19 protein-coding genes, 1 tRNA gene and 1 other RNA gene are annotated in these 18,833 nt (G+C 71.8%); 11 read left to right on the top strand and 10 right to left on the bottom strand.

Annotated elements, in window-relative coordinates; translation table 11 throughout:
* Positions 1–155 precede the first annotated feature (155 nt).
* An RNA gene (ffs, locus tag ASF68_RS18595) (signal recognition particle sRNA small type) lies at positions 156–252 on the bottom strand.
* Between the two features lie 154 nt (positions 253–406).
* Here ffs and ASF68_RS17900 point away from each other — a divergent pair.
* The 7 genes from ASF68_RS17900 (at position 407) to ASF68_RS17870 (ending at position 7,736) form a co-directional block, all read left to right on the top strand.
* Positions 407–1,057, top strand: a complete 651-nt coding sequence (locus ASF68_RS17900) for an SDR family oxidoreductase (RefSeq protein WP_056014339.1) — start codon at positions 407–409, stop codon at positions 1,055–1,057.
* A 298-nt stretch (positions 1,058–1,355) separates the two neighbouring features.
* Positions 1,356–1,925: a hypothetical protein gene (locus ASF68_RS17895; RefSeq protein ID WP_056014336.1), complete on the top strand. Its 570-nt coding sequence runs from the start codon at positions 1,356–1,358 to the stop codon at positions 1,923–1,925.
* Positions 1,922–2,965 (top strand): MoxR family ATPase, encoded by a 1,044-nt coding sequence (locus ASF68_RS17890; protein ID WP_082455680.1) that lies wholly within the window; start codon positions 1,922–1,924, stop codon positions 2,963–2,965. Before ASF68_RS17895 ends, ASF68_RS17890 begins: the two co-directional genes overlap by 4 nt.
* A 58-nt stretch (positions 2,966–3,023) precedes the next feature.
* Entirely contained in the window at positions 3,024–4,394 is a 1,371-nt protein-coding gene (locus tag ASF68_RS17885; RefSeq protein ID WP_056014333.1) for a DUF58 domain-containing protein, read from the top strand.
* Positions 4,381–6,858 carry a DUF3488 and transglutaminase-like domain-containing protein gene (locus ASF68_RS17880; protein WP_056014330.1) on the top strand — a complete coding sequence of 826 codons (2,478 nt, stop codon included), beginning with the start codon at positions 4,381–4,383 and terminating at the stop codon, positions 6,856–6,858. Before ASF68_RS17885 ends, ASF68_RS17880 begins: the two co-directional genes overlap by 14 nt.
* Positions 6,859–6,954: 96 nt before the next feature.
* Positions 6,955–7,042 (top strand) — tRNA-Ser (locus ASF68_RS17875).
* Positions 7,043–7,292: 250 nt separating this feature from the next.
* Positions 7,293–7,736 (top strand): MarR family winged helix-turn-helix transcriptional regulator, encoded by a 444-nt coding sequence (locus ASF68_RS17870; RefSeq protein WP_056014327.1) that lies wholly within the window; start codon positions 7,293–7,295, stop codon positions 7,734–7,736.
* Positions 7,737–7,794: 58 nt separating this feature from the next.
* On the opposite strand, the gene ASF68_RS18920 is transcribed toward ASF68_RS17870, so the two are convergent.
* Positions 7,795–7,932, bottom strand: coding sequence for a hypothetical protein (locus ASF68_RS18920; RefSeq protein WP_157580600.1), 138 nt, complete (start codon positions 7,930–7,932; stop codon positions 7,795–7,797).
* A gap of 62 nt (positions 7,933–7,994) precedes the next feature.
* On the opposite strand from ASF68_RS18920, the gene ASF68_RS17865 reads away from it, so the two are divergent.
* The gene (locus tag ASF68_RS17865; protein WP_082498797.1) at positions 7,995–9,506 is read left to right on the top strand and encodes an MATE family efflux transporter; all 1,512 of its coding nucleotides are present in this window, start codon (positions 7,995–7,997) and stop codon (positions 9,504–9,506) included.
* Between the two features lie 111 nt (positions 9,507–9,617).
* Here ASF68_RS17865 and ASF68_RS17860 read toward each other — a convergent pair whose 3' ends face one another.
* Entirely contained in the window at positions 9,618–10,109 is a 492-nt protein-coding gene (locus tag ASF68_RS17860) for a GNAT family N-acetyltransferase (protein WP_056014324.1), read from the bottom strand.
* Between the two features lie 45 nt (positions 10,110–10,154).
* Positions 10,155–10,520: a hypothetical protein gene (locus tag ASF68_RS17855; protein WP_056014322.1), complete on the bottom strand. Its 366-nt coding sequence runs from the start codon at positions 10,518–10,520 to the stop codon at positions 10,155–10,157.
* A 56-nt stretch (positions 10,521–10,576) separates the two neighbouring features.
* Between ASF68_RS17855 and ASF68_RS17850 the strand changes: the two genes are divergently transcribed.
* The gene (locus ASF68_RS17850) at positions 10,577–11,293 is read left to right on the top strand and encodes a DeoR/GlpR family DNA-binding transcription regulator (protein ID WP_056014320.1); all 717 of its coding nucleotides are present in this window, start codon (positions 10,577–10,579) and stop codon (positions 11,291–11,293) included.
* Positions 11,294–11,351: 58 nt separating this feature from the next.
* Here the strand turns inward: ASF68_RS17850 and ASF68_RS17845 are convergent, their stop codons facing one another.
* The 5 genes from ASF68_RS17845 to ASF68_RS17825 all read right to left on the bottom strand — a co-directional run bounded on the left by ASF68_RS17845 (position 11,352) and on the right by ASF68_RS17825 (position 16,529).
* On the bottom strand, positions 11,352–12,101 hold the full coding sequence (locus ASF68_RS17845) for a glycosyltransferase family 2 protein (protein ID WP_056014318.1): 750 nt from the start codon (positions 12,099–12,101) through the stop codon (positions 11,352–11,354).
* Positions 12,101–13,510 carry a bifunctional PIG-L family deacetylase/class I SAM-dependent methyltransferase gene (locus ASF68_RS17840; protein ID WP_056014316.1) on the bottom strand — a complete coding sequence of 470 codons (1,410 nt, stop codon included), beginning with the start codon at positions 13,508–13,510 and terminating at the stop codon, positions 12,101–12,103. Before ASF68_RS17840 ends, ASF68_RS17845 begins: the two co-directional genes overlap by 1 nt.
* Entirely contained in the window at positions 13,510–14,532 is a 1,023-nt protein-coding gene (locus ASF68_RS17835; protein WP_056014314.1) for a hypothetical protein, read from the bottom strand. The genes ASF68_RS17840 and ASF68_RS17835 overlap by 1 nt, the downstream gene beginning before the upstream one ends.
* 204 nt (positions 14,533–14,736) lie before the next feature.
* Positions 14,737–15,747 (bottom strand): 1-aminocyclopropane-1-carboxylate deaminase, encoded by a 1,011-nt coding sequence (locus ASF68_RS17830; protein ID WP_056014311.1) that lies wholly within the window; start codon positions 15,745–15,747, stop codon positions 14,737–14,739.
* Positions 15,748–15,860: 113 nt separating this feature from the next.
* A complete protein-coding gene (locus ASF68_RS17825; RefSeq protein WP_056014307.1) occupies positions 15,861–16,529 on the bottom strand; it encodes a GntR family transcriptional regulator in 669 nt (222 codons plus the stop codon).
* A 197-nt stretch (positions 16,530–16,726) separates the two neighbouring features.
* On the opposite strand from ASF68_RS17825, the gene ASF68_RS17820 reads away from it, so the two are divergent.
* The gene (locus ASF68_RS17820) at positions 16,727–17,260 is read left to right on the top strand and encodes a hypothetical protein (RefSeq protein WP_056014304.1); all 534 of its coding nucleotides are present in this window, start codon (positions 16,727–16,729) and stop codon (positions 17,258–17,260) included.
* Positions 17,261–17,284: 24 nt separating this feature from the next.
* Here the strand turns inward: ASF68_RS17820 and ASF68_RS17815 are convergent, their stop codons facing one another.
* On the bottom strand, positions 17,285–17,887 hold the full coding sequence (locus tag ASF68_RS17815; protein WP_056014301.1) for an N-acetyltransferase: 603 nt from the start codon (positions 17,885–17,887) through the stop codon (positions 17,285–17,287).
* Positions 17,888–17,930: 43 nt separating this feature from the next.
* Here ASF68_RS17815 and ASF68_RS17810 point away from each other — a divergent pair, with 43 nt between their 5' ends.
* Complete coding sequence (locus ASF68_RS17810) at positions 17,931–18,830, top strand: aminoglycoside phosphotransferase family protein (protein ID WP_056014299.1); 900 nt, start codon at positions 17,931–17,933, stop codon at positions 18,828–18,830.
* Positions 18,831–18,833: the final 3 nt, after the last annotated feature.

Below are 18,833 nucleotides of genomic sequence, written 5' to 3'. Positions count from 1 at the left end.
CCGCGGTCGACGGCAGACCGGCGCAGGAGCAGGAGATCGGCGCGAGAACAGGAGGAACAGGCCTCGGATGTCCTGCTGCGAGGCGGATGTCCTGCTGTGACGCGGACGGCCTGATCGTGCCGGGCCAGAGACGGGCACCGCATGCACCGCGCGCACGAAAAGACTCCCCGCGCACCCGCCAGAGCCCGGTTACCCTTGCTGCGTTTCCGCCCTGGGGGAGTTGGCCTGGATGGCGCCACGCGGGGAGCCGTCACCCAGTGTACCCGAGCCGCGACCGGGTTGCGTACGCTCCTCCGGAGGCGTTGACTGGCGGATCTGGGGCCACCGGCCGCAGACCCTCGATCGACCGCCGCTCCCACGAACGGGCGGCGCGAGGATCGACACCGCATCGAACGAGAGGACTCACATGACCGACGTCGTCATCGCCGGAGGACACGGACAGATCGCGCTCCACCTGCAGCGACTGCTCGCCGAAGCAGGCCACACCCCCGCGGGCATCATCCGCAACCCCGAGCAGGTGGGCGAACTCCAGGGCATCGGTTCCCGCGCCATCGTCCTCGACCTCGAGCACTCCTCGCCGGCCGAACTCGCCGACGAACTCGCCGGGACCGATGTCGTCGTGTTCGCGGCCGGAGCCGGCCCGAACAGCGGCGCCGACCGCAAGCTCTCCCTCGACCGCGACGGAGCCGTGCTCCTCGCCGAGGCAGCCGAACTCGCCAAGGTCCCGCGCTACATCATGGTGTCCGCGATGGGCACCGACGACTTCGACCCGGAGTCGGACGACGTCTTCCAGGTCTACCTGCGGGCGAAGTCCGAGGCCGACGCCGACCTGCGCGGCCGCGACCTCGACTGGACCATCGTCCGCCCGGGCGGCCTGACCGACGACGCCCCCGCCGGCACGATCACCGCCGCGACGACCACCGACCGCGGCTCCATCCCGCGCGCCGACGTCGCCGCCGTGCTGTTCGCGCTGATCGAGTCCGGTGCGGCCTCCCGCACGCAGTTCGAGGTCATCGGCGGCGAGACCCCGATCCGCGAGGCGCTCTCGGCGCTGTAGGACACGCGCTCCTCGACAGGCTCGGTGAACGGACCCCCGTTCCCGGGCCTGTCGTCGTTTCCGGAGCGCGCGGCCCGGGGCCTGGTGCCTGAGCCCGTCGACGGGCAGCGCAAGCGATGTGCCCGACGGCTCCGAAGACTCCCCTGACCGGTACCGACCCGGTGTGTGCGCGACGTGATGCACATATGGAGTTCCTGTGGGCGACCCGTCCAGGGGTGTTACCTGTTCGTTATCAGTCCTAGGATCGGGCAGACGGGTTCCGGCCCGGACGATGCACGCAGCGCGACGGAGGCCGACGATGGACCAACGCTACGACCCCGCGTTCCAGCGCGGACACACCGATCAGCGCTCCCGCCCGAACGCCGTCGACTCCGGCCGTCGGAGCCGACTCGCCTCCCTCGAGGAGGTCGCCCCGCAGCTCATCCAGCCGCCGACCGACGGCCGCCCGGTCCGTCCGCCCACCGACGACCGCTTCGACGACGGCCCGCGCGCCCGCGTCGAGCCCTTCCGTCAGGGAGCACCGGCCGGCGCCGCCCCGGAAGCCAGCCCGTCCACCGAGGACCTCGCCCGCTGGGCCGACGAGGACGAGGAGGCCCGCGGCGCCGCATCGGCCAAGGCCGCGCAACTGGAACGCGCACTGTGGGCGGTCGGTGTCGTCCTCGCGGTCGGCGGTGGCCTCGCCATCTGGTTCGCGACGAGCAACGGCTACCGCGGCTGGAACGGCACCGGCGACGGGCCACCGATGGCGTTCCTCGTCTTCCAGACCATCCTGGCGATCGGCCCGTGTCTCGTGACCGTCGGGCTCGCCACCATCGTCGCGCTGCTGTTCAGGCGTCTGCACGACCACGACCGCAGGAGCCGACCATGACCGAGCAGAGCAGTCTGGGCCGCACCACCAGGGACTCCGTCGCCGAACTGAACCCCGCGTTGACCGCCGTGGAGTTCCAGCTCCTCGCCGAACGGATCCTCGACAACGTCGAACGTGTCATCGACGGCAAACCGTTCGCCGCCCGCATGGCGCTCATCGTGATGCTCGCCGAAGGGCACCTGCTCATCGAGGACGTCCCCGGTGTCGGCAAGACGGTCCTCGCGAAGGCCCTCGCGGCCTCCGTCGGCAGCTCCGTCCGCCGCATCCAGTTCACGCCCGACCTGCTCCCCTCCGACGTGACCGGCGTCTCGATCTTCAACCAGGTGGACCGCGAGTTCGAGTTCAAGCCGGGCGCCGTGTTCGCGAACATCGTCATCGCGGACGAGATCAACCGCTCCTCCCCGAAGACGCAGTCGGCGCTCCTCGAATCGATGGAGGAGGGCCAGGTCACGGTCGACGGCGAGACCCACGCGCTGCCGTCACCGTTCACCGTCGTCGCCACGCAGAACCCACTCGAGATGGAGGGCACCTACGCCCTGCCGGAAGCCCAGCGTGACCGGTTCATGGCGCGCATCTCCATGGGCTATCCCGACCCCGACGCGGAACTCGCGATGCTGCGCCAACGCGACACGGTGAACCCGCTGGACACGATCGGTCCGGTCGCCTCGCGCGGGGACGTCGAACGCCTCATCGCCTGGGCGCGCGGCGTGTTCGTCTCGCCGATCGTGGAGCAGTACTGCGTGTCGCTCGTGCAGGCGACGCGGGTGCACCCGGAGCTCCGCCTCGGGGCGAGCCCCCGTGCCACGCTGCAACTCATCCGCGCCGCGAAGGTCCTGGCCGCACTCGACGGCCGCGAGTTCGTCCTCCCCGACGACATCGACCAGCTGCTCGCGCCGGTGCTCGCGCATCGCCTCATCCCCACGCGCCGCGCGGTGAGCGCCCACGACCGCTCGGGCGTGCAGGCGGTCGCCGAGGTGCTCGTCGAACTCCTCGAACGGACCCCGGTGCCGCACTCCGGCCGAGCCGAGGCGAGGTCCTGATCGTGCGCCAGCACGGTGATCGCCGGGTCTCGGTGACGCGCCAGGAGGTTCCGGGCCCATGAGGCGTCGGATCCCGCTGACGAGGCGCGCCGTCGGCGTGCTCGTGGCGGCAGGCGTCTGCCTCGTCTTCGCCCGCGGCATCGGTTCGCCGGAGCTGCTCGCCGCCGCCGGACTCCTCATCGCCCTCGTGGCCGCCAGTTTCGGCGCCGTCTACCTGGAACGCCCCTCGCTCCGGGTCGACCGCACGACGCGGCCGGACCTCGTCGCCGTCGGCGGTCGTATCTCGGTCGAGGTCTCCATCGCCGAGACGAGCGCCCTGCCGCACGTGCACACCGAGTGGAAGGACCGCATCCCGTCCGGGCTCGACGGCGACGCGAGCGGCACGCTCCCGAGCACGGGCGTCGCCGGCATCGGGTCCCGCAAGCGGACCGCCGAGTACACGGTGACGGCGCTGCGACGCGGTCAACACGAACTGGGACCGCTCGGCCTGGCGGTGAGCGACCCGTTCGGGCTGGTCGTCCGCCGACGCAACGTCGGAGGAACCCACGCGGTCCTCGTCCTGCCGGAGGTCGTGGTCCTGCCGGAGATCCCCGCGCTGACCGCCAGCCGCGACGGCTCCACCCGTCCCTCCTCCCTGCGCGCGGGCGCCGGCGAGGACGACGTCATCGCCCGCCCCTACCTCCCCGGCGACGCGATCCGACGCCTGCACTGGCGGGCGAGCGCGCATCACGGCGAGCTCATGGTCCGGCAGGAGGAGCAGCGCAACGACCCCGAGGCGACCGTGCTCCTCGACACCGCGGCCGCCCACTGGGCCTGGCCCGACGACGACCCGTCCCACCTGCCGGCGTTCGAGCAGGCCGTCTCCCTCGCCGCGTCGATCACCGCGCACCTCGTCGACGCCGAGTACCGGGTGAACCTCGTCGGCGCCGGGAGCGAAGCCCTCTCCCGCGAGGTCGGCGCCGGCTCGTCGGCGAACGGCCTGCGCTCCAGCCCCGTCGGCGGCATGGGCGACGCACTCGAACGCGGCGGGCAGCACCTCGAGGACGACGACCTCGACGCCGCGCTGCTCGACCTCGCACTCCTGCGGCCGTCGCACGAGCCGACCCGGTTCCTCGACCTCTCCCCCGTCATCTCGGCACGTCGCACGCAGCCCGTCATCGCGATCCTCGGCGACGTGGAGGAGGGCGACCTCGGCGAACTGACGGCGGTCGCACGTCTCTCCCCGCTGCCGATCGCACTGCTCCCGGCCGGCGCGCGACGCCGGACCGTCGAGCTGCTGGAGCTCGCCGGGTGGCGATGCCACGTCGGCGAACGCGGGGCATCGTTCGCGGCGCTGTGGCTCGACAGCAGCGGCCCCACCAGCGCCGCCGGGGCATCACGGTCGACCGCCCGCCAAGGTCGTCGCGGGGGTGCGTATGTCCGTCGCTGAGGGACGTCGCGCGGCCGGGACCGCCAACGGGAGACGACCGACCGCCGGCCCCGCCTCACGCGACCGGGCTCGCCCGACCGGAGCCGGGACCAGCGGCGGATCGTGGTCCGGCGTCGACAGCGGTCGACCGGAAGACCCACGTGCGTCCGCGACCACCGGAGACCTCCGGCTCGCCCTCGCCGCGTTCGCCCTCCTCGTGACCGGCGGCCTCGGTTTCGGCCGCGTGCTCGACACGCTCGACTGGTGGGTCGTGGCGAACGTCGTCATCGCGATCGTCCTCGCCAGCGCCGTCCTGCTCCGTCGCACCAGGCTGCCGGCGGTGTTCGTATGGGTCGGCTCCGCGATCACCTGGCTGCTCACCATCACCATCGGCTTCGCGAGCGGCACCGCCATCCTCGGCATCGTGCCGACACCGACCACCCTCGCCACCTTCGAACGCCTCCGCGACGCCGGGTTCCAGACCTTCCACGACGGGTCCGCGCCGCTCGACACGGACGCCGGTGTCGTCTTCGTGATGGCCGCCGGCGGTGGCCTCGTCGCCCTCGCCGTCGCCTGGCTCGTCCTCGGCCGACATGCGCCGGTCCTCGCGGGCGTCCTCGTCTTCGCGGTCTACGCCGGCCCAACCGTCGCCGTGTCGTTCCCGCTCGACCCCTGGGTGTTCGCCGCCGTCGCGCTCGCCTTCCTCTGGCTGCTCCGCGAGGACGTGCGACGCCGGGAACGGTTGCGAGAGGCCGCCTCGGCCCGTGCGGCCGGCTCCACCCGGCGGACGGGAACGACGGCGATCGCGGGACGCTTCGGCAGTGTCGGCCCCGCGGTCCTCGTCGGCGCGGTCGCCGTGATCGTCGCCCTGCTCACCCCGGCCGCCCTGCCCGACCTCGCCGTCCGCGACGTGACCGCCGGCGCCCGCGGCAACGGCCCCTTCGCCAACGGCATTAACCCGCTCATCTCCCTCGGCCAGAGCCTGCGTCGCCCGGCGAACACGACCGCGCTCGAGTACACGACCACCGCCGACGACGCGCCCTACCTCAAGGTCACCGACCTCAGCGACTTCACGGGCAACGTCTGGGGTCCCGACAACTCCGGTTACAACGACGGCAACTCGCTCGACGCGTTCCCCGCGCCGGCCGGGCTCAGCGAGGCGATCCCCGTGGAGACCTTCGAGACCACCGTCACGGTGGACTCGCTGTCGAGCCCGTGGCTGCCCCTGCCGTATCCGACGCAGAAGGTCGACGGGCTCCGCGGTGACTGGCGGTTCGAAGCCGCCGGGTTGACGGCGATGGCGGAGCGTGGATCCACCCGTGGCCAGACCTACACCGCGACGAGCACGGCGATCCTGCCGACGGCGCAGCAGATGCGTGACGTCCCGCCCGTCGCCGACCCGGCGTCCGCTGCCCCTTACCTCGAACTGCCCGACGAGCTGCCGCAGATCATCCGAGACACCGCCGCGGACGTCACGGCGACCGCCTCGACCGACTACGACCGGGCGATCGCCCTGCAGCGGTACTTCCGCAGCTCCTTCGAGTACTCCGAATCGGCACCCGTGGAGGAGGGCTTCGACGGCAGCGGCGCAGAGGTCATCGCGACGTTCCTCGAACGCAAGGCCGGGTACTGCATCCACTTCTCCTCCGCGATGGCCGTGATGTCGCGCGTCCTCGGCATCCCGGCGCGCATCGCCATCGGGTATCTGCCCGGCACGACCGTCGACAACACGCCGTCCAATCGCGGCACCTACATCGTGACCTCCGACCAGCTGCACGCGTGGCCGGAACTGTACTTCGAGGGCGTCGGCTGGGTGCCGTTCGAACCGACCGCCAGCCGCGGGGTCGTGACGCAGTTCACCGACACGAGCGCGGCAGCACCGGGAAGTGGATCGGTGAGTCCCGACAGCCGTCCGGCTCCGACCGCGGCATCGACGCCCACGCCGACGGCTGGGGCCCTCGGCGGATCGACGGCCACCCAGACCGGCGGTGGCCTGCCCGCCATGCTGGTGCCGCTCGCGATCCTGCTCGGCGTGCTCGTGCTCCTCGCCACACCCTCGATCGCCCGCGGTGTCCGGCGGGCGGCCGGGCGTCGACGGGCGCACGCCGCCGGGACCTCGGCCGGCTGGGCGTGGGCGGAGTTCGTCGACAGCGCCAGGGATCTCGGGTTCCCGGTGACGACGTCGGAGTCGCCGCGTGGCTTCGCGGCGAGACTGCACGGGCAGTTCCAGGTCGATTCGCCCGCGATCGAGCGGCTCGTCACCGCCGTCGAGCGGGAGAGTTACGCGCGGGCCGACACCGACCGGCCCTCCGGCGGCGAACCTCCGGCGAGCGCCGACGCCGTCGAGGCCGCGCTCGGTGAGGCGAAGACGGCCCTGCGCGCCGTGAGCCCGCCGATCGAACGGGTCCTGTCGGTGGTGTTCCCGCGGTCGCTCGTGTCGCACCGGGACCAACGCGTCGACTGGCGACCCCCTGCCGCGAGCTGATCCGTGGTGCCGAGCGGTGCATGGTTCCGGCAGGTGGCGCGCGGGAGTCCGCGAACCAGGTATGCTGCTATCTGGCCGTTTTTCACAAACAGCCGAGGAGAATTCGCCTAGTGGCCTATGGCGCACGCTTGGAAAGCGTGTTGGGTTAACGCCCTCGGGGGTTCGAATCCCCCATTCTCCGCCAGCATCACCACAAACGCCCTGCGCATCAGCGTGGGGCGTTCTGTGTTTCCGTAGCCCGTAGCCCGTTGCCAGCGCGGTGCGCTGACGTGAGCGCGGGTCACACGCGTGAGCGCGGGTCTCCGGAGGGGTGCGCCCGCGGCTCAGACCCGCGTCCAGGCCGAACGGTCACCGTTCGCGTCAGCGCACCGCGCTGGCAAGAACAGACCATTCACGGGTTGACGGTTAGAGATCAAAGCGTTAGTGTTCTAATCATGGACGACGAGACACCCGCCTTCACCAGCACCCTGCAGATGGTCCGCTGGATCGGATGGGCACAGCGCAAGGCCGGCGAGGACTGGATCCGCGCCCGCGAACTCAGTCACGAACAGGCCTTCGTCCTCGGGTACCTCGTTCAACATCCCGGCTCGATCCAACGCGACATCGCCGAGGTCAGCCGGACGAGCGCCGCGAGCGTCTCGAGCCTGCTGCAGGGGCTCGAACGCCGAGACCTCATCGAACGCCGCGCGGAGGACGGGAACGCGCGCACCAAGCGCGTCTTCGCCACCCAGCTCGGCGCCGACCTCATCGACGGGTTCGAAACCGCGATGGCCGACGCCGACGACAGCATCCTCACCCCGCTGGACCAGAGCGAACGCGACACCCTGCACGCTCTGCTCACGAAGCTCACGGCGAACCTGCCGCAGCCGACCCGCTGACCATCGCTCGGTTGACCCGAGCTCCCTGACCGCGCGCCGAGACCACTCGCCACGCGCGTCACCCGCCGCCGACGGCGACCGCGACCGCCATCACGCTCGCCATCACGCTCACCATCGCCACGACGGCGCTGTCCGTCGCGCCCGGACGCCCGCTGAGCTCGTCCGCCCAGCCCGCGACCGTTCCCCTCTTCCCCATTCACCCCTCGCCGCGCCGGCGCTCATCGTCGCGCCCGGAACCTGCCCGAAACGGAGCCTTCCATGCACCCCGAACACCACACCGATCACGAAGCCGACACGTCCATCCCCCGCGACGCCGCTGCTCCCCCGACCGCCGCCGCTCCCCCGACCGCCACCACGACCGCCACCGACACGGTCGGGAGCAACCGCTGGTACCTCTCGACCGCCCCGATCATCCGAGCGCTGGTCCACCTGTGCGTCCCGATGGCGGCCGCGCTCGTCGTCAGCGCCGTCTACAACCTCATCAACGCCGGCGTCGTCGGTTCGCTCCACGACACCACCCTGCTCGCCGCGATCACGCTCGGAGCCCCGATCCTCGGATTGATCATGGCCATCGGCGACCTGTTCGGCGTCGGCGGCGGCGCGCTCATCTCGAGGCTCCTCGGCGCCTCGGAACACGACCCCGCGCAAGCCGGTGACATCAAACGCGCCGCCACCTTCGCCGTCTGGGGAGCCTTCCTCACCGGTGCCGTCCTGGGCGGGATCGGCCTCGTCTTCCTCCGCCCTCTCGTGTCACTGCTCGGGGCGGATGCGGTCACCGCCCCGGCGACCTCCGCGTTCATCGGCGTCATGCTCGCATTCGTCCCCGTCATGGCGACCGCGTTCTGCCTGGAACAGCTCGTCCGAGCCGAGGGTGCCGCCCGTCAGGTGATGATCGCGCTCATCGCCTCCGCCGTCGCCAACCTCGTCCTCGACCTCGTCTTCATCCTCGGTCTCGGCTGGGGTGTGGCCGGGGCGGCACTCGCGATGGGCCTTGCCAACCTCGGTGTCGTCGTCTACTTCGTCGCGTGGTTGCAGCGCAACAGCGAGCACGTCAGCCTGGCGCCGCGCTGGTTCACGCTGTCGCCGACGATCCTCAAGCCGGTCCTCAGTGTCGGCGTCAGCACGCTCCTGCAGTCCGGCTTCCTCATCGTCACCGCGCTCGTCCTGAACACGCTGGCCGCCGGCTACGGAGACGCACCGCTCGCCGCCATGGGCGTCGCGGTCCGGATCGCCCAGGTACCGGAGTTCCTCGTCATGGGGGTGACGTTCGGCGTGCTCCCCCTCCTCGCCTACGCGTTCGGCAAGGGTGACGGTGCGCGCCTCCGCTCGGCCCTCCGCGCCTCGGCCCTCACGGTCGGCGGGATCTCGGTGCTCTTCGCCGGTGTCGTCTTCGTCCTGCGCGAGCCGATCGTCTCCGCGTTCATCGCCGATCCGGCCGTCCTCGGGCTCGGCGTCACGATCCTCGTCGCGCAGCTCACCGCGATGATCGCCAACGGCTTCACCGGGCTCATCACCTCGCTCTTCCAGGCGACCGGGCGGGCGCTCGCCGCGACGGTCATGGCCGTCACCCAGGGGGTGTTGTTCGTCCCCATCGTGCTGCTCGGCAACCTCTGGTTCGGACTCGGGGGCATCGTCTGGTCACTGACCGTCACGGAGGTCATCGTCTTCCTGGTGGGCGTGCTCCTCTGGCTGGGCTCGCGGGCGGCCATCGGCCGCGGGCTCGCCGCCGGCTCCCCGGAGCGAGCCGACGCCCAACTCACCGACGCCTGACTGACTGCCAGCGCGGTGCGCTGACGTGAGCGCGGGTCATACGCGTGGGCGCGGGTCTCCAGAGGGCCGCGCCCAAGCGTGCGACCCGCGCTCACGCCGATCGCACCGATCTCACGCGTCGAGGACCACCCGCATCGCGGCGTTCTCGATGAGCACTCCACGACGCTCGACCCGCTGCTCACGGACCACGACGAAGCCGTGACGCTCGAACACCGGCTGCGCCGTCCGACTCGCCTGCACGGTCACCTCCCGGAGCCCCACCGCCCGGGCTTCGTCGAGCACCTGACGGATGAGCGCGGAACCGACGCCGCGTCGTCCGGCGTCCGGATCGACGAACAGCATGTCGAGGTAGCCGGTCTCGACGTCCAAGTCGGTGAATCCGACCACCGAGTCGTCGATCACAGCGACCCACGTCGTCACCGCGGCACGTCGAGCGGCCCAGTCGTCGAGCACCACAGCCAGCGGGTCGTCCGGCACCCATGCGGTGCGTTGTTCGGCCGTGTAGTGGGCGGCAGCGGTCACCCGCACCGCGCGTTCGAAGATTGCTCGGGTCGCTCGGGCATCGGTGTCGCGGTACGGGCGGATCAGGAGGTCGTCGAGCACGCCGGTCAGCCTAGCCGGACCGCCGCGACTCGGCGGGCGGCGGCGTCAGCCCTCGATCGCCGGGATCTCCGCGAGGTCGGCGTACACGGGGATCCCGCGCTCGCGGGCGATCGCGACGTCGGTGTCGGCACCGGAGGACTCACCCGGCAGCCGGAGCACCGCGTCGCAGTGCTGCAGCAGGCGCCTCGCCGTCTCGTACATGACGTCGCCGTCGCCGGCGGTGGCTCCGGCGTCGATCCCTCGGAGGATCGGCAGGGCGACCCACTCGCCGATCATCGGGACATGGCCGAGGGCGTAGATGGGGGCCGCCGCGGCTTCGAGTCGTTCGAGGTTGCGGGCGATGGCGGCGGGATCGCCACCGGTTCCGGAACGGTAGGGGCCGGCGATGAGGATGAGGAGTGGTGTGTTCATGCCAAGCACTGTAGCGTTAACCACGCACAAACGTGCAACATCGTGAAGGAGTACGCATGCTGAGCGCACAACGTCGAACGCACCTCCTCGACCTCCTCGAGCGCGACGGCCGGATCGTCGCCAAGGAGGCCGCAGCCGCGCTCGGGGTGTCCGAGGACTCGATCCGCCGGGACCTCCGCGACCTCGCCGACACCGGTCAGTGCATCCGCGTCTACGGCGGAGCGCTGCCGGTACCCGCGGCCGACCGCCCCTTCGCGGAACGCCTCTCCCTCGAGACGGACAGCAAGGAGCGCGTCGCCCACATCGCCGCCGCACGCATCCGCCCGGGCAGCACCATCATCATCGACGCCGGCACCACGGCCCTCGCCCTCGCCCGCCTGCTCCCCGACGACCCGACCCTCACCGTCATCACTCCGAGCCCCGCGGTCGCGCTCGCCGTCGCCGAGCGTTCGCCGGCACGCGTGATCATGGTCGGCGGCGAACTGGGGCGGCACTCGATGGTCGCCAACGGAGCCCTCGCCACCGAGGCGATCCGACGGCTGAGTGCCGACGCGTGCTTCCTCGGCGTCACCGGGGTGCACCCGGAACACGGCCTCACGACCGGGGAACTCGACGACGCCGCGACGAAACGCGCCCTCGCCGAGCGCAGCACCGAGGTCTACGTGCTCGCGAGCGAGGAGAAGATCGGCGCCGTCTCCCGATACCCGGTGCTCGACCTCGACGAGGTCACCGAGGTCATCGTCGACCCGGAGGGCACGACCACGACCCCGTGAGGTGGCGTCAGGCGCCCGGGCACGTCAAGCACCCGGGCCCGCCAGACGATCAGAGCGCTCAGACGATCGGGTAGGTCTCGGCGAGGAACGCCGCGTACCCACCCGGCGTGCGACCACGGCGGCGGCCCGAGGTCTCGACCGCGCCGTCCAGCGTCGGCACGACCCGGAACCCGGCCGCCCGCGCCCGCTCGACGACGTCGACGTCCTCATGCTCGGCCAACTCGCGGAACCCACCGATCGCCTCGAGCCGATCGGCCCGGACACCGAGGTTCGCCCCGTGGACGTTCCCCGGCAGATGCCCGGCAGGATGCGTCTCCAGCCACCGCTCCACGTCGCGCTCGGAGAAGTCGCCGAAGTCGGGACGGACCGTGCCCAGCAGGACGTCCACACCGGCGTCGAAGGCGTCGGCGTGCACGGACAACCAGTCCGCCGGGACGCGGGAGTCGGCGTCGGTGTTCGCGATCCACCGCTCGGTCGGGTCGGCCTCGCCGAGTCGCGTCGCGGTGTCGACACCCGCGCGGCGGGCCGCTCCGACGCTGCGCTCCGCGATGACCACCACGGACGCCGCGGCTGAACCGGCGTCGTGGCCGGACCCGCCGCCGTCGCCGTCGTCGAGGCCGTCGAGACGCTCCTCGACGATCCGGGCCGTGTCGTCACGGCAATCATCGAGCACCACCACGAGGCCCACCTGCAGGCCGGGGCGACGCCGCTGCACCTCAGCACAGGCGACGAGCAGGGCGTCCAGGCAGGCGCCGATCAGCTCCTCCTCGTCGTGGGCCGGCACGACGACGTCGATCCGTCGCAGCATCAGGACGTCAGACCGTCCACCGCGGCGACACTCGCCTCACCGGCCGGCACGAGGACGTCGAGCAGGAAGTCGTCCTCGACGTGTTGGACCGAGCGACGGCCGGGCCAGCGTTCGAGCAGCCGGCGGTGGACGAGCTCGGCCGAGGTCGCCGCGTGGTCATCGGGGTGACGCCAGTGGCACGCCACGATACTGCCGTCCGGGGTGAGCGATCCGAGGATCCGATCGATGACCCGGTCGAGGTCCGCCTCGGACAGGTAGTAGCCGACCTCGGACAGCACCACCAGGTCGAACTCGCCCGCCGGCCACTCGTCCGGCACGGTCCGGCGTTCGAAGCGGGCGGTGGGGACGTGTCGTCGGGCGAGCTGCAACGGCGCCTCGGCGATGTCGACACCGAGCACCTGGTCGCTGCGTTCCGCGAGCCGGGCCGTGAGCACGCCGGTGGCGCAGCCGAGTTCGAGCACCGAGCGGTATCGCTGGCGCGGCAGCGCGGCCAGGAGCACCTGACGCTTGCGCGCCTCGTACCAGGACCCGAAGTCCCAGCCGTCGGGGTGCTCGCGGTAGTGGTCTTCGAAGGACTCCTGCGACCGCGAGCCGTCGGCCTGCCCGACCGCCGCCGTGCGCACGTCCGGCTCCGCGGTGAGGTCGAGCGCCCGCTGGTTCGGGAAGAGCACCTCGAAGCGACGCGCGTAGTGCTGCAGGTGGTGGTGGTCGACGATGGCCTCGTCGCCGGGGGCGTCGGACAGCGGCTCCGTCTGAGACGGGTAGGCATCCATCGCGGCGATCTTCGCCCCGTGCGCCGCGGCGTCGAGCGGCACGATGCGCGCTTCGTTCCACGGCAGCGTGTCGTCGTCGGTGTCGGCCCAGTGCCAGAGCCAGATCGGGAACTCGACGAGCGCGAGGTCACGCTCGGTCGCGAGCGCGGCGGCGAGTTCACCGGCGATGCGGTGGTCGCGGTGGCCGTCGCCGCGCCAGGGGGCGACGATGAGCGGCCTCGTCCCGGCGGCCTCGACCGCCGAGCGCAGGGACGCGGCGAGGCCGGAGCGTTCGGCGTCGAGCCCGCCGTCGGGGACCCGCAGGACCTCGTGGGCGACCTCGGTACCGAGCCGGGTGACGGCCTCGATGAACTCCGCCTCCCGGCGTGGAGCGAGCTCCTCCGGGGTGGTGGTCGGCGAATCGGGGTGCGAGCGCTCGCCGAGCGTGACCAGGAGGACGGTGACGGGGATGTCGGCGGCTGCGGCTGCGGCGATGAGCCCGCCGGCGCCGAGCGACTCGTCGTCCGGATGGGGCGAGAGGACCACGAGGCCGGTCGCCTGCCGCCAGCCGTCCCAGACGGGCAGGTCGAGGTCGTGCAGGCGCGTGCCCCAGGCGGCTGCTGAGGTGCCGGGGTCTCGGTGGTCGAAGGCGGGCATCAGTCGGCCTCCACCAGCATGCGGCCGTAGCGCGCGAGGTCGCGATCGCCGTGGTCCTGCTGTACGTACAGCTCGAGGTCGGACATGCGCTCCAGGTAGGCCGGTTCCGCGGTGAGCGGGCCGGGTCCGAGTGCGCCGAGGACACCGGAGCGGATCGCGTCCACCCTGGCCCTGACCGTCGACCGGACGCGCTGCGCGAGACGAGGACCGGCAGCGCCGTCGGCCAGGCCCGCTTCGATCGCAGCAGCCGCGTCCGCGATCGCCTGTTCCGCGATCGCGAGGTCGATGGCGGCGGATCCGAGGGTGCGGAGGAGGAGCTCGGCGTCGGGTCGTGCGCGTGCCGCGGTGAGCAACCGCTCGACGAGGGTGCTCGCGCCGCCCCACCAGCAGGCCGCGACGCCGATGCCACCCCAGGAGAATCCGGGGCGCCGGAGGTACCAGCCGTCGTCGCCGACGGGTGCTGCGGGGACCACGTCGAAGCCGACGGGGGCGCTGGGGACGAGCGGCATTCCGCGGGCGAGCCAGGCGCTGTCGTCGGTCGTGACGCCGGGGGCGGCGAGCGAGACCGCGAAGAGTCGCCGCTCGTTCGGACCGGTGTGAGCGGTGACGAGGGCGTCACTGAGGCTCGAGGCGAGCGAGCACCACGGCTTCGTCCCGCTGAGGATCCAGCCGTCGTCGACGCGGACGGCGTCGAGCCGGACACCGGGCGCCTCGGCCGCGAAGACCCCCCACGTGGAGTCCGGTGAGGGGTCGAGCTCCGCCTGGCGCAGGATGGCGAGCGCGTCGAGGTGCGGTTCCACGACGCGCGCGAGCGTGACGTCGACGGCGGCGATCGCTCCGAGGCCCGCGAAGACGCGCCCCGCGGTGTGCTGTTCGAGCGGACCGACGAGCTCGACCGCCTGTCGGGTGAACGCGAGCCGCGATGCGAGATCGGTGATCGAGCCCGCCGCCGCAGCGTCGAGGGCCGGGAGGTCGAGCGTGGTGCCGCTGGTCGGCCAGGCGGTCGACTGCAGACGGATCATGCGATCCGGTTCTGGTGTCGGGGTTCCATCGGTGCGCGCATGCGACCTCCTCGCGTCGTCGATGCGTCCAGTTTCGCACCACTCCGGGCCACATCCCGCGGCTGGACCCGGGCGATCGTCCCTGATAGGGCGATCACCCGGATCTGGCGAGCGCGACGGGCCGATCGGCGGGGCGACCGGACGCCGTGCGAGGCGCCCGCGGGATCAGTCGCGGAAGAGGGCGCTGTACGCGTTGATCGCCGGCTGCCCGCCCAGGTGCGCGTAGAGCACGTTGCTCGACGCCGGGATGTCACCGCTCGTCACGAGGTCGATGAGCCCCGCCATCGACTTCCCCTCGTAGACCGGGTCGATGATGACGCCCTCGAGTCGTCCCGTCAGCCGGATCGCCTCCATCGTCGACTCCACCGGGATCCCGTAGAGGTCGCCGGCCCAGCCCTCGAGCACGGTGATCTCGTCGTCGCGCAGCTCGCGGTCGAGCCCGATGAGCGCCCCCGTGTTGCGGGCGATGCGCGCCACCTGGTCGCGGGTCTCCTGGATCTTCGCGGAGGCGTCGATCCCGATGACCCGACGGGGTCGATCCTGGCCGGCGAACCCGGCGATCATGCCCGCGTGCGTCGACCCGGTGACGCTGCAGACCACGATGGTGTCGAAGAACACGCCCAGCTCGCGCTCCTGCTGCTCGACCTCGGCTGCCCAGTTCGCGAACCCGAGACCACCGAGTCGGTGGTCGGAGGCACCCGCCGGGATCGCGTAGGGGACGCCGCCGCGTTCGCGCACGTCGTCGAGGGCGCGCTCCCAGCTCGACTTGAAGCCGATACCGAAGCCGGCGGGGTCGAGGCGCACCTCGGCGCCCATGATCCGCGACAGCATGATGTTGCCGACGCGGTCGTTGACCGAGTCCGGCCAATCCACCCAGTTCTCCTGCACGAGCACCGCCCGCATGCCGAGCTTCGCCGCGACCGCCGCGACCTGGCGCGTGTGGTTCGACTGGTACCCGCCGATCGAGACGAGGGTGTCGGCCCCCTGGGCGATGGCCTCGGGGATGAGGTACTCCAGCTTGCGGGTCTTGTTGCCGCCGTAGGCGAGACCGCTGTTGACGTCCTCGCGCTTGGCCCAGATCGTCGCGCCACCGAGGTGGGCGGTCAGACGGTTGAGCTCGTGGACGGGGCTCGGCCCGAAGGTGAGCGGGTAGCGGGCGAAGTCGCTGAGGGACATGGTGCTCCTGGAGGTCGGTGGTGCGGCGGGTGTGCAGGTGGCGGTGCGATGCGATGCGGCTGTTCGGTTCGGCGGGTGATGCCCGCGACGGGCTGTTCCGAGGACCGGGTTCCTCAGTCCTCGTCGAGGTGGGCGACGACGAGGTCGGCGAGCGTCGTCCAGTTGCCCCGGACGAGTGCGGCGGCGGCGTCGACGTCACCCTCGGCGCACCGTTCGACGAGCGCGTCGTGCTGCGCGATCGAGCCCCGGGCGGCGACGGAGGAGAACCGGAGGCGTTCGACCCGGCGCAGCAGGGGCGTGACGGCTTCGAGCGCGTCGCGGACGAAGGGGTTGCCGGCGACGTCGACGGCCACGGCGTGGAACGCGTCGTCCGCCTCGAGCGCGGCGTCGGAGTCGTCCCGCTGCAGGGCGGCCTCGAAGTCTCGGTTGGCCGCGCGCATGCGGTCGAGGTCGGCGTCGGTCAGGTGCGGCACCGCCTCGCGGACGGCGAGTTCGTGCATGGCCGCGGCGACGGCCTGTGCCTGCAACGTCGCCCTCGTGTCGACTGGGGCAACCACGGTCGACCGACCGGGTTTCGCGATCACGAGCCCACTGCGTGCCAGCCGGAGGATCGCCTCCCGGATGGGCGTGCGGCTCACGCCGAGCCAGCGTTCGAGGTCCGTGTCGACGAGCTTCTCGCCTGGCGTGAAGGTGCCGTCGACGATGGCGTTCCGCAGGGAGCGGTAGACGTCGTCCCTGAGCAGGGCTCGGCGATGCGGCTGGGCGGTTGCAGGAGCGGGCATGCAATATATTGCACATCGCTGGCCGTCGAAGTCAAGGGTCCGGTCGCCTCCCGCCGACGACGGAGTCCCCGACGTCCGACCGAAGTGGGACATTCGTCCTACTTGTCCCCCAGATGGCGGATTGTCGCACCACTGAAAGCAGGCCACGATGGTCGGCGGGGAAAGAGGTGCGCGTGATGCGACGGGGGGATGAAGCGGTGACGGTCCGACCGCATCCCCGCATCCTGTTCAGCACCGTCCTCAGTGCCGCCATCGTCATCCTGCCCGTCTGGGGCGTCTCGCTCTGGCTCGTCGGGCCCGGGCCGAGCATGGAGCACACCTGGGTGGTCACCTTCGGCATCGTCGGCCTGGTCGCCCTGCCCGTGCTCGCGATCCTCTCGCGTCGCCAACGCATCGTCGTGTGCCACGACGGCTTCATCGAGCAACCCGTCCTCGGACGCCGAAGGTTCGTCTCTCGTGAGGCGATCGGCCGCAGCCTGCTGTTCGAGTTCGGTGGTCGCGGCCAGCGGACGAGTGCACAGTTCTTCGTCTGCGACACGGAGAACCGGCCCCTGCTCCGCATGCGCAGCAGCCGCTGGGGCAACGACAGCATCGCGGCCGTCGTCGCCGCCTACGAGGGTCCGGTGGAGCGTCCTCGGCAGCCGGTCTCACTCGACGACCTCCGGGAGGACCATCCCGGTCTCCTCACGCCGCTCGAGCGCCTGCGGTGGGCGCGCGCCGAACTGCTCTAGCCCGCACCCGCGGACCGACTCGCGTCAGAGCGCCTTCGCGTACCAGTGCGCGCCAGAATCGCCGTCGACGCGGGTGAAGCCCGTCCGCTCGTAGAACCGCTGTGCGCCGGTGTTCGAGACGCCGACCCCGAGGTGGACCCCCGGCACACCGCGTTCCGCGAGCAGACCGCAGAACGCGTCGATGAGCCGCCTCCCGAGCCCCATCCCCTGCGTCTCGGGGAGGAGGTCGATGTGCAGATGCGCCGGGTACTGCGCGAGGAGCTCCGGCGCCAGGCCGATCCGTTCCGTGGCCGAGCGGACGATCCCACGCTCCTGCTCGGAGGCCGCGCCGGACGATGCGGCCGCCGCATACTTCCCGACGACCGTCGGCCACCAGCGTTCGACGAACCACCGGTCGAAGGCGACGGTGTCCGCCGTCCCGAGGATGTAGCCGATCGGGCCGGCACCGGCGTCGACAAGGAGCGCCAGCTCCGGCTCGTGGTCGACGTAGGGCAGCGCGTAGACGTCCGGCAGCAGCTCGTCCGTGCTGAAGTGCCCGGTCGCGTCCGCCCCGGAGTCGCCGGTCCGGGTGCAGATCGTCGCGACGGCGGAACGGTCGGTGGGGCGGTAGGCGCGGATCTCGATCACCGCGCCAGCCTAGACCCCGGCCCGGCTGTCTAGGGTGGCTCCCATGGAGTGGCGAGCGGGGACGGTCGACGCCGCCGTCGGGCAGTGGGGACTCGTCCGCGACGGCGACCCGATCGTCACGGCGTCGAGCCATCTGCTCCCGGTGACGCACCGCGGTCGATCGGCGATGCTCAAGGTCCCCCTCGTCCACGAGGAGGCGCTCGGTGGGCGGCTCCTCGCCGCCTGGCGTGGCGTCGGGTGTGCGGCGGTGTTCGCCGCCGACGAGCACTCGGTCATCCTGGAACGCGCGGTGGGCGGGCGCGACCTCACCTCGCTGACCCGGGCGGGTGACGACCTCGGCGCGATCGGGGTGCTCGGCTCGGTGCTCGGCGTCCTGCACGGGGCCGTCGCGGCTCCGGCGCCCGCTGCGACCACGGCGCACGACACGGGCGACGTCCTCACCGAGCTCCCCTCGCTCGACGAGTGGTTCCGCGCGCTGCTGCTCACCGATGCTGCGGCACTCGGCGCACTGACCGACGATGCGGCGAGCGCCGCGTTCCTCGGTCGCGGGCGGATCCTCGCGCGTCGCCTCCTCGACGACACGACGCCCGCCGACACGGTGGTCCTCCACGGCGACCTGCACCACGAGAACGTGCTCGAATTCGCTCCCGGTGACTGGCGGGCGATCGATCCGAAGGGCATCGTCGGCCATCGGGCGTTCGACGCGGCGGCGATGCTCGCGAACCCGGACCGGGCGACGGCGCAGGACCCCCGACACCTCGAGCAGCGGGTGGAGCTGCTGCGTCGCTCGCTCGGGGTCGACCGGAGCACGATCCTCGCGTGGTCGGTCGCCCGGTCCGCGCTGTCCGCCGTCTGGTCACTCCAGGACGGGGTCGACGAGGATGCGCGGGACATCATCGCGGTGGGTCTCCTCGCGGAGCGTGCCCTCGGTGCCGCTCGCTGAGGC

Origin of the sequence: Plantibacter sp. Leaf314 (assembly GCF_001423185.1) — a bacterium.
GTDB lineage: Bacteria > Actinomycetota > Actinomycetes > Actinomycetales > Microbacteriaceae > Plantibacter.
This window is presented reverse-complemented; position numbering and strand designations above follow the sequence as displayed.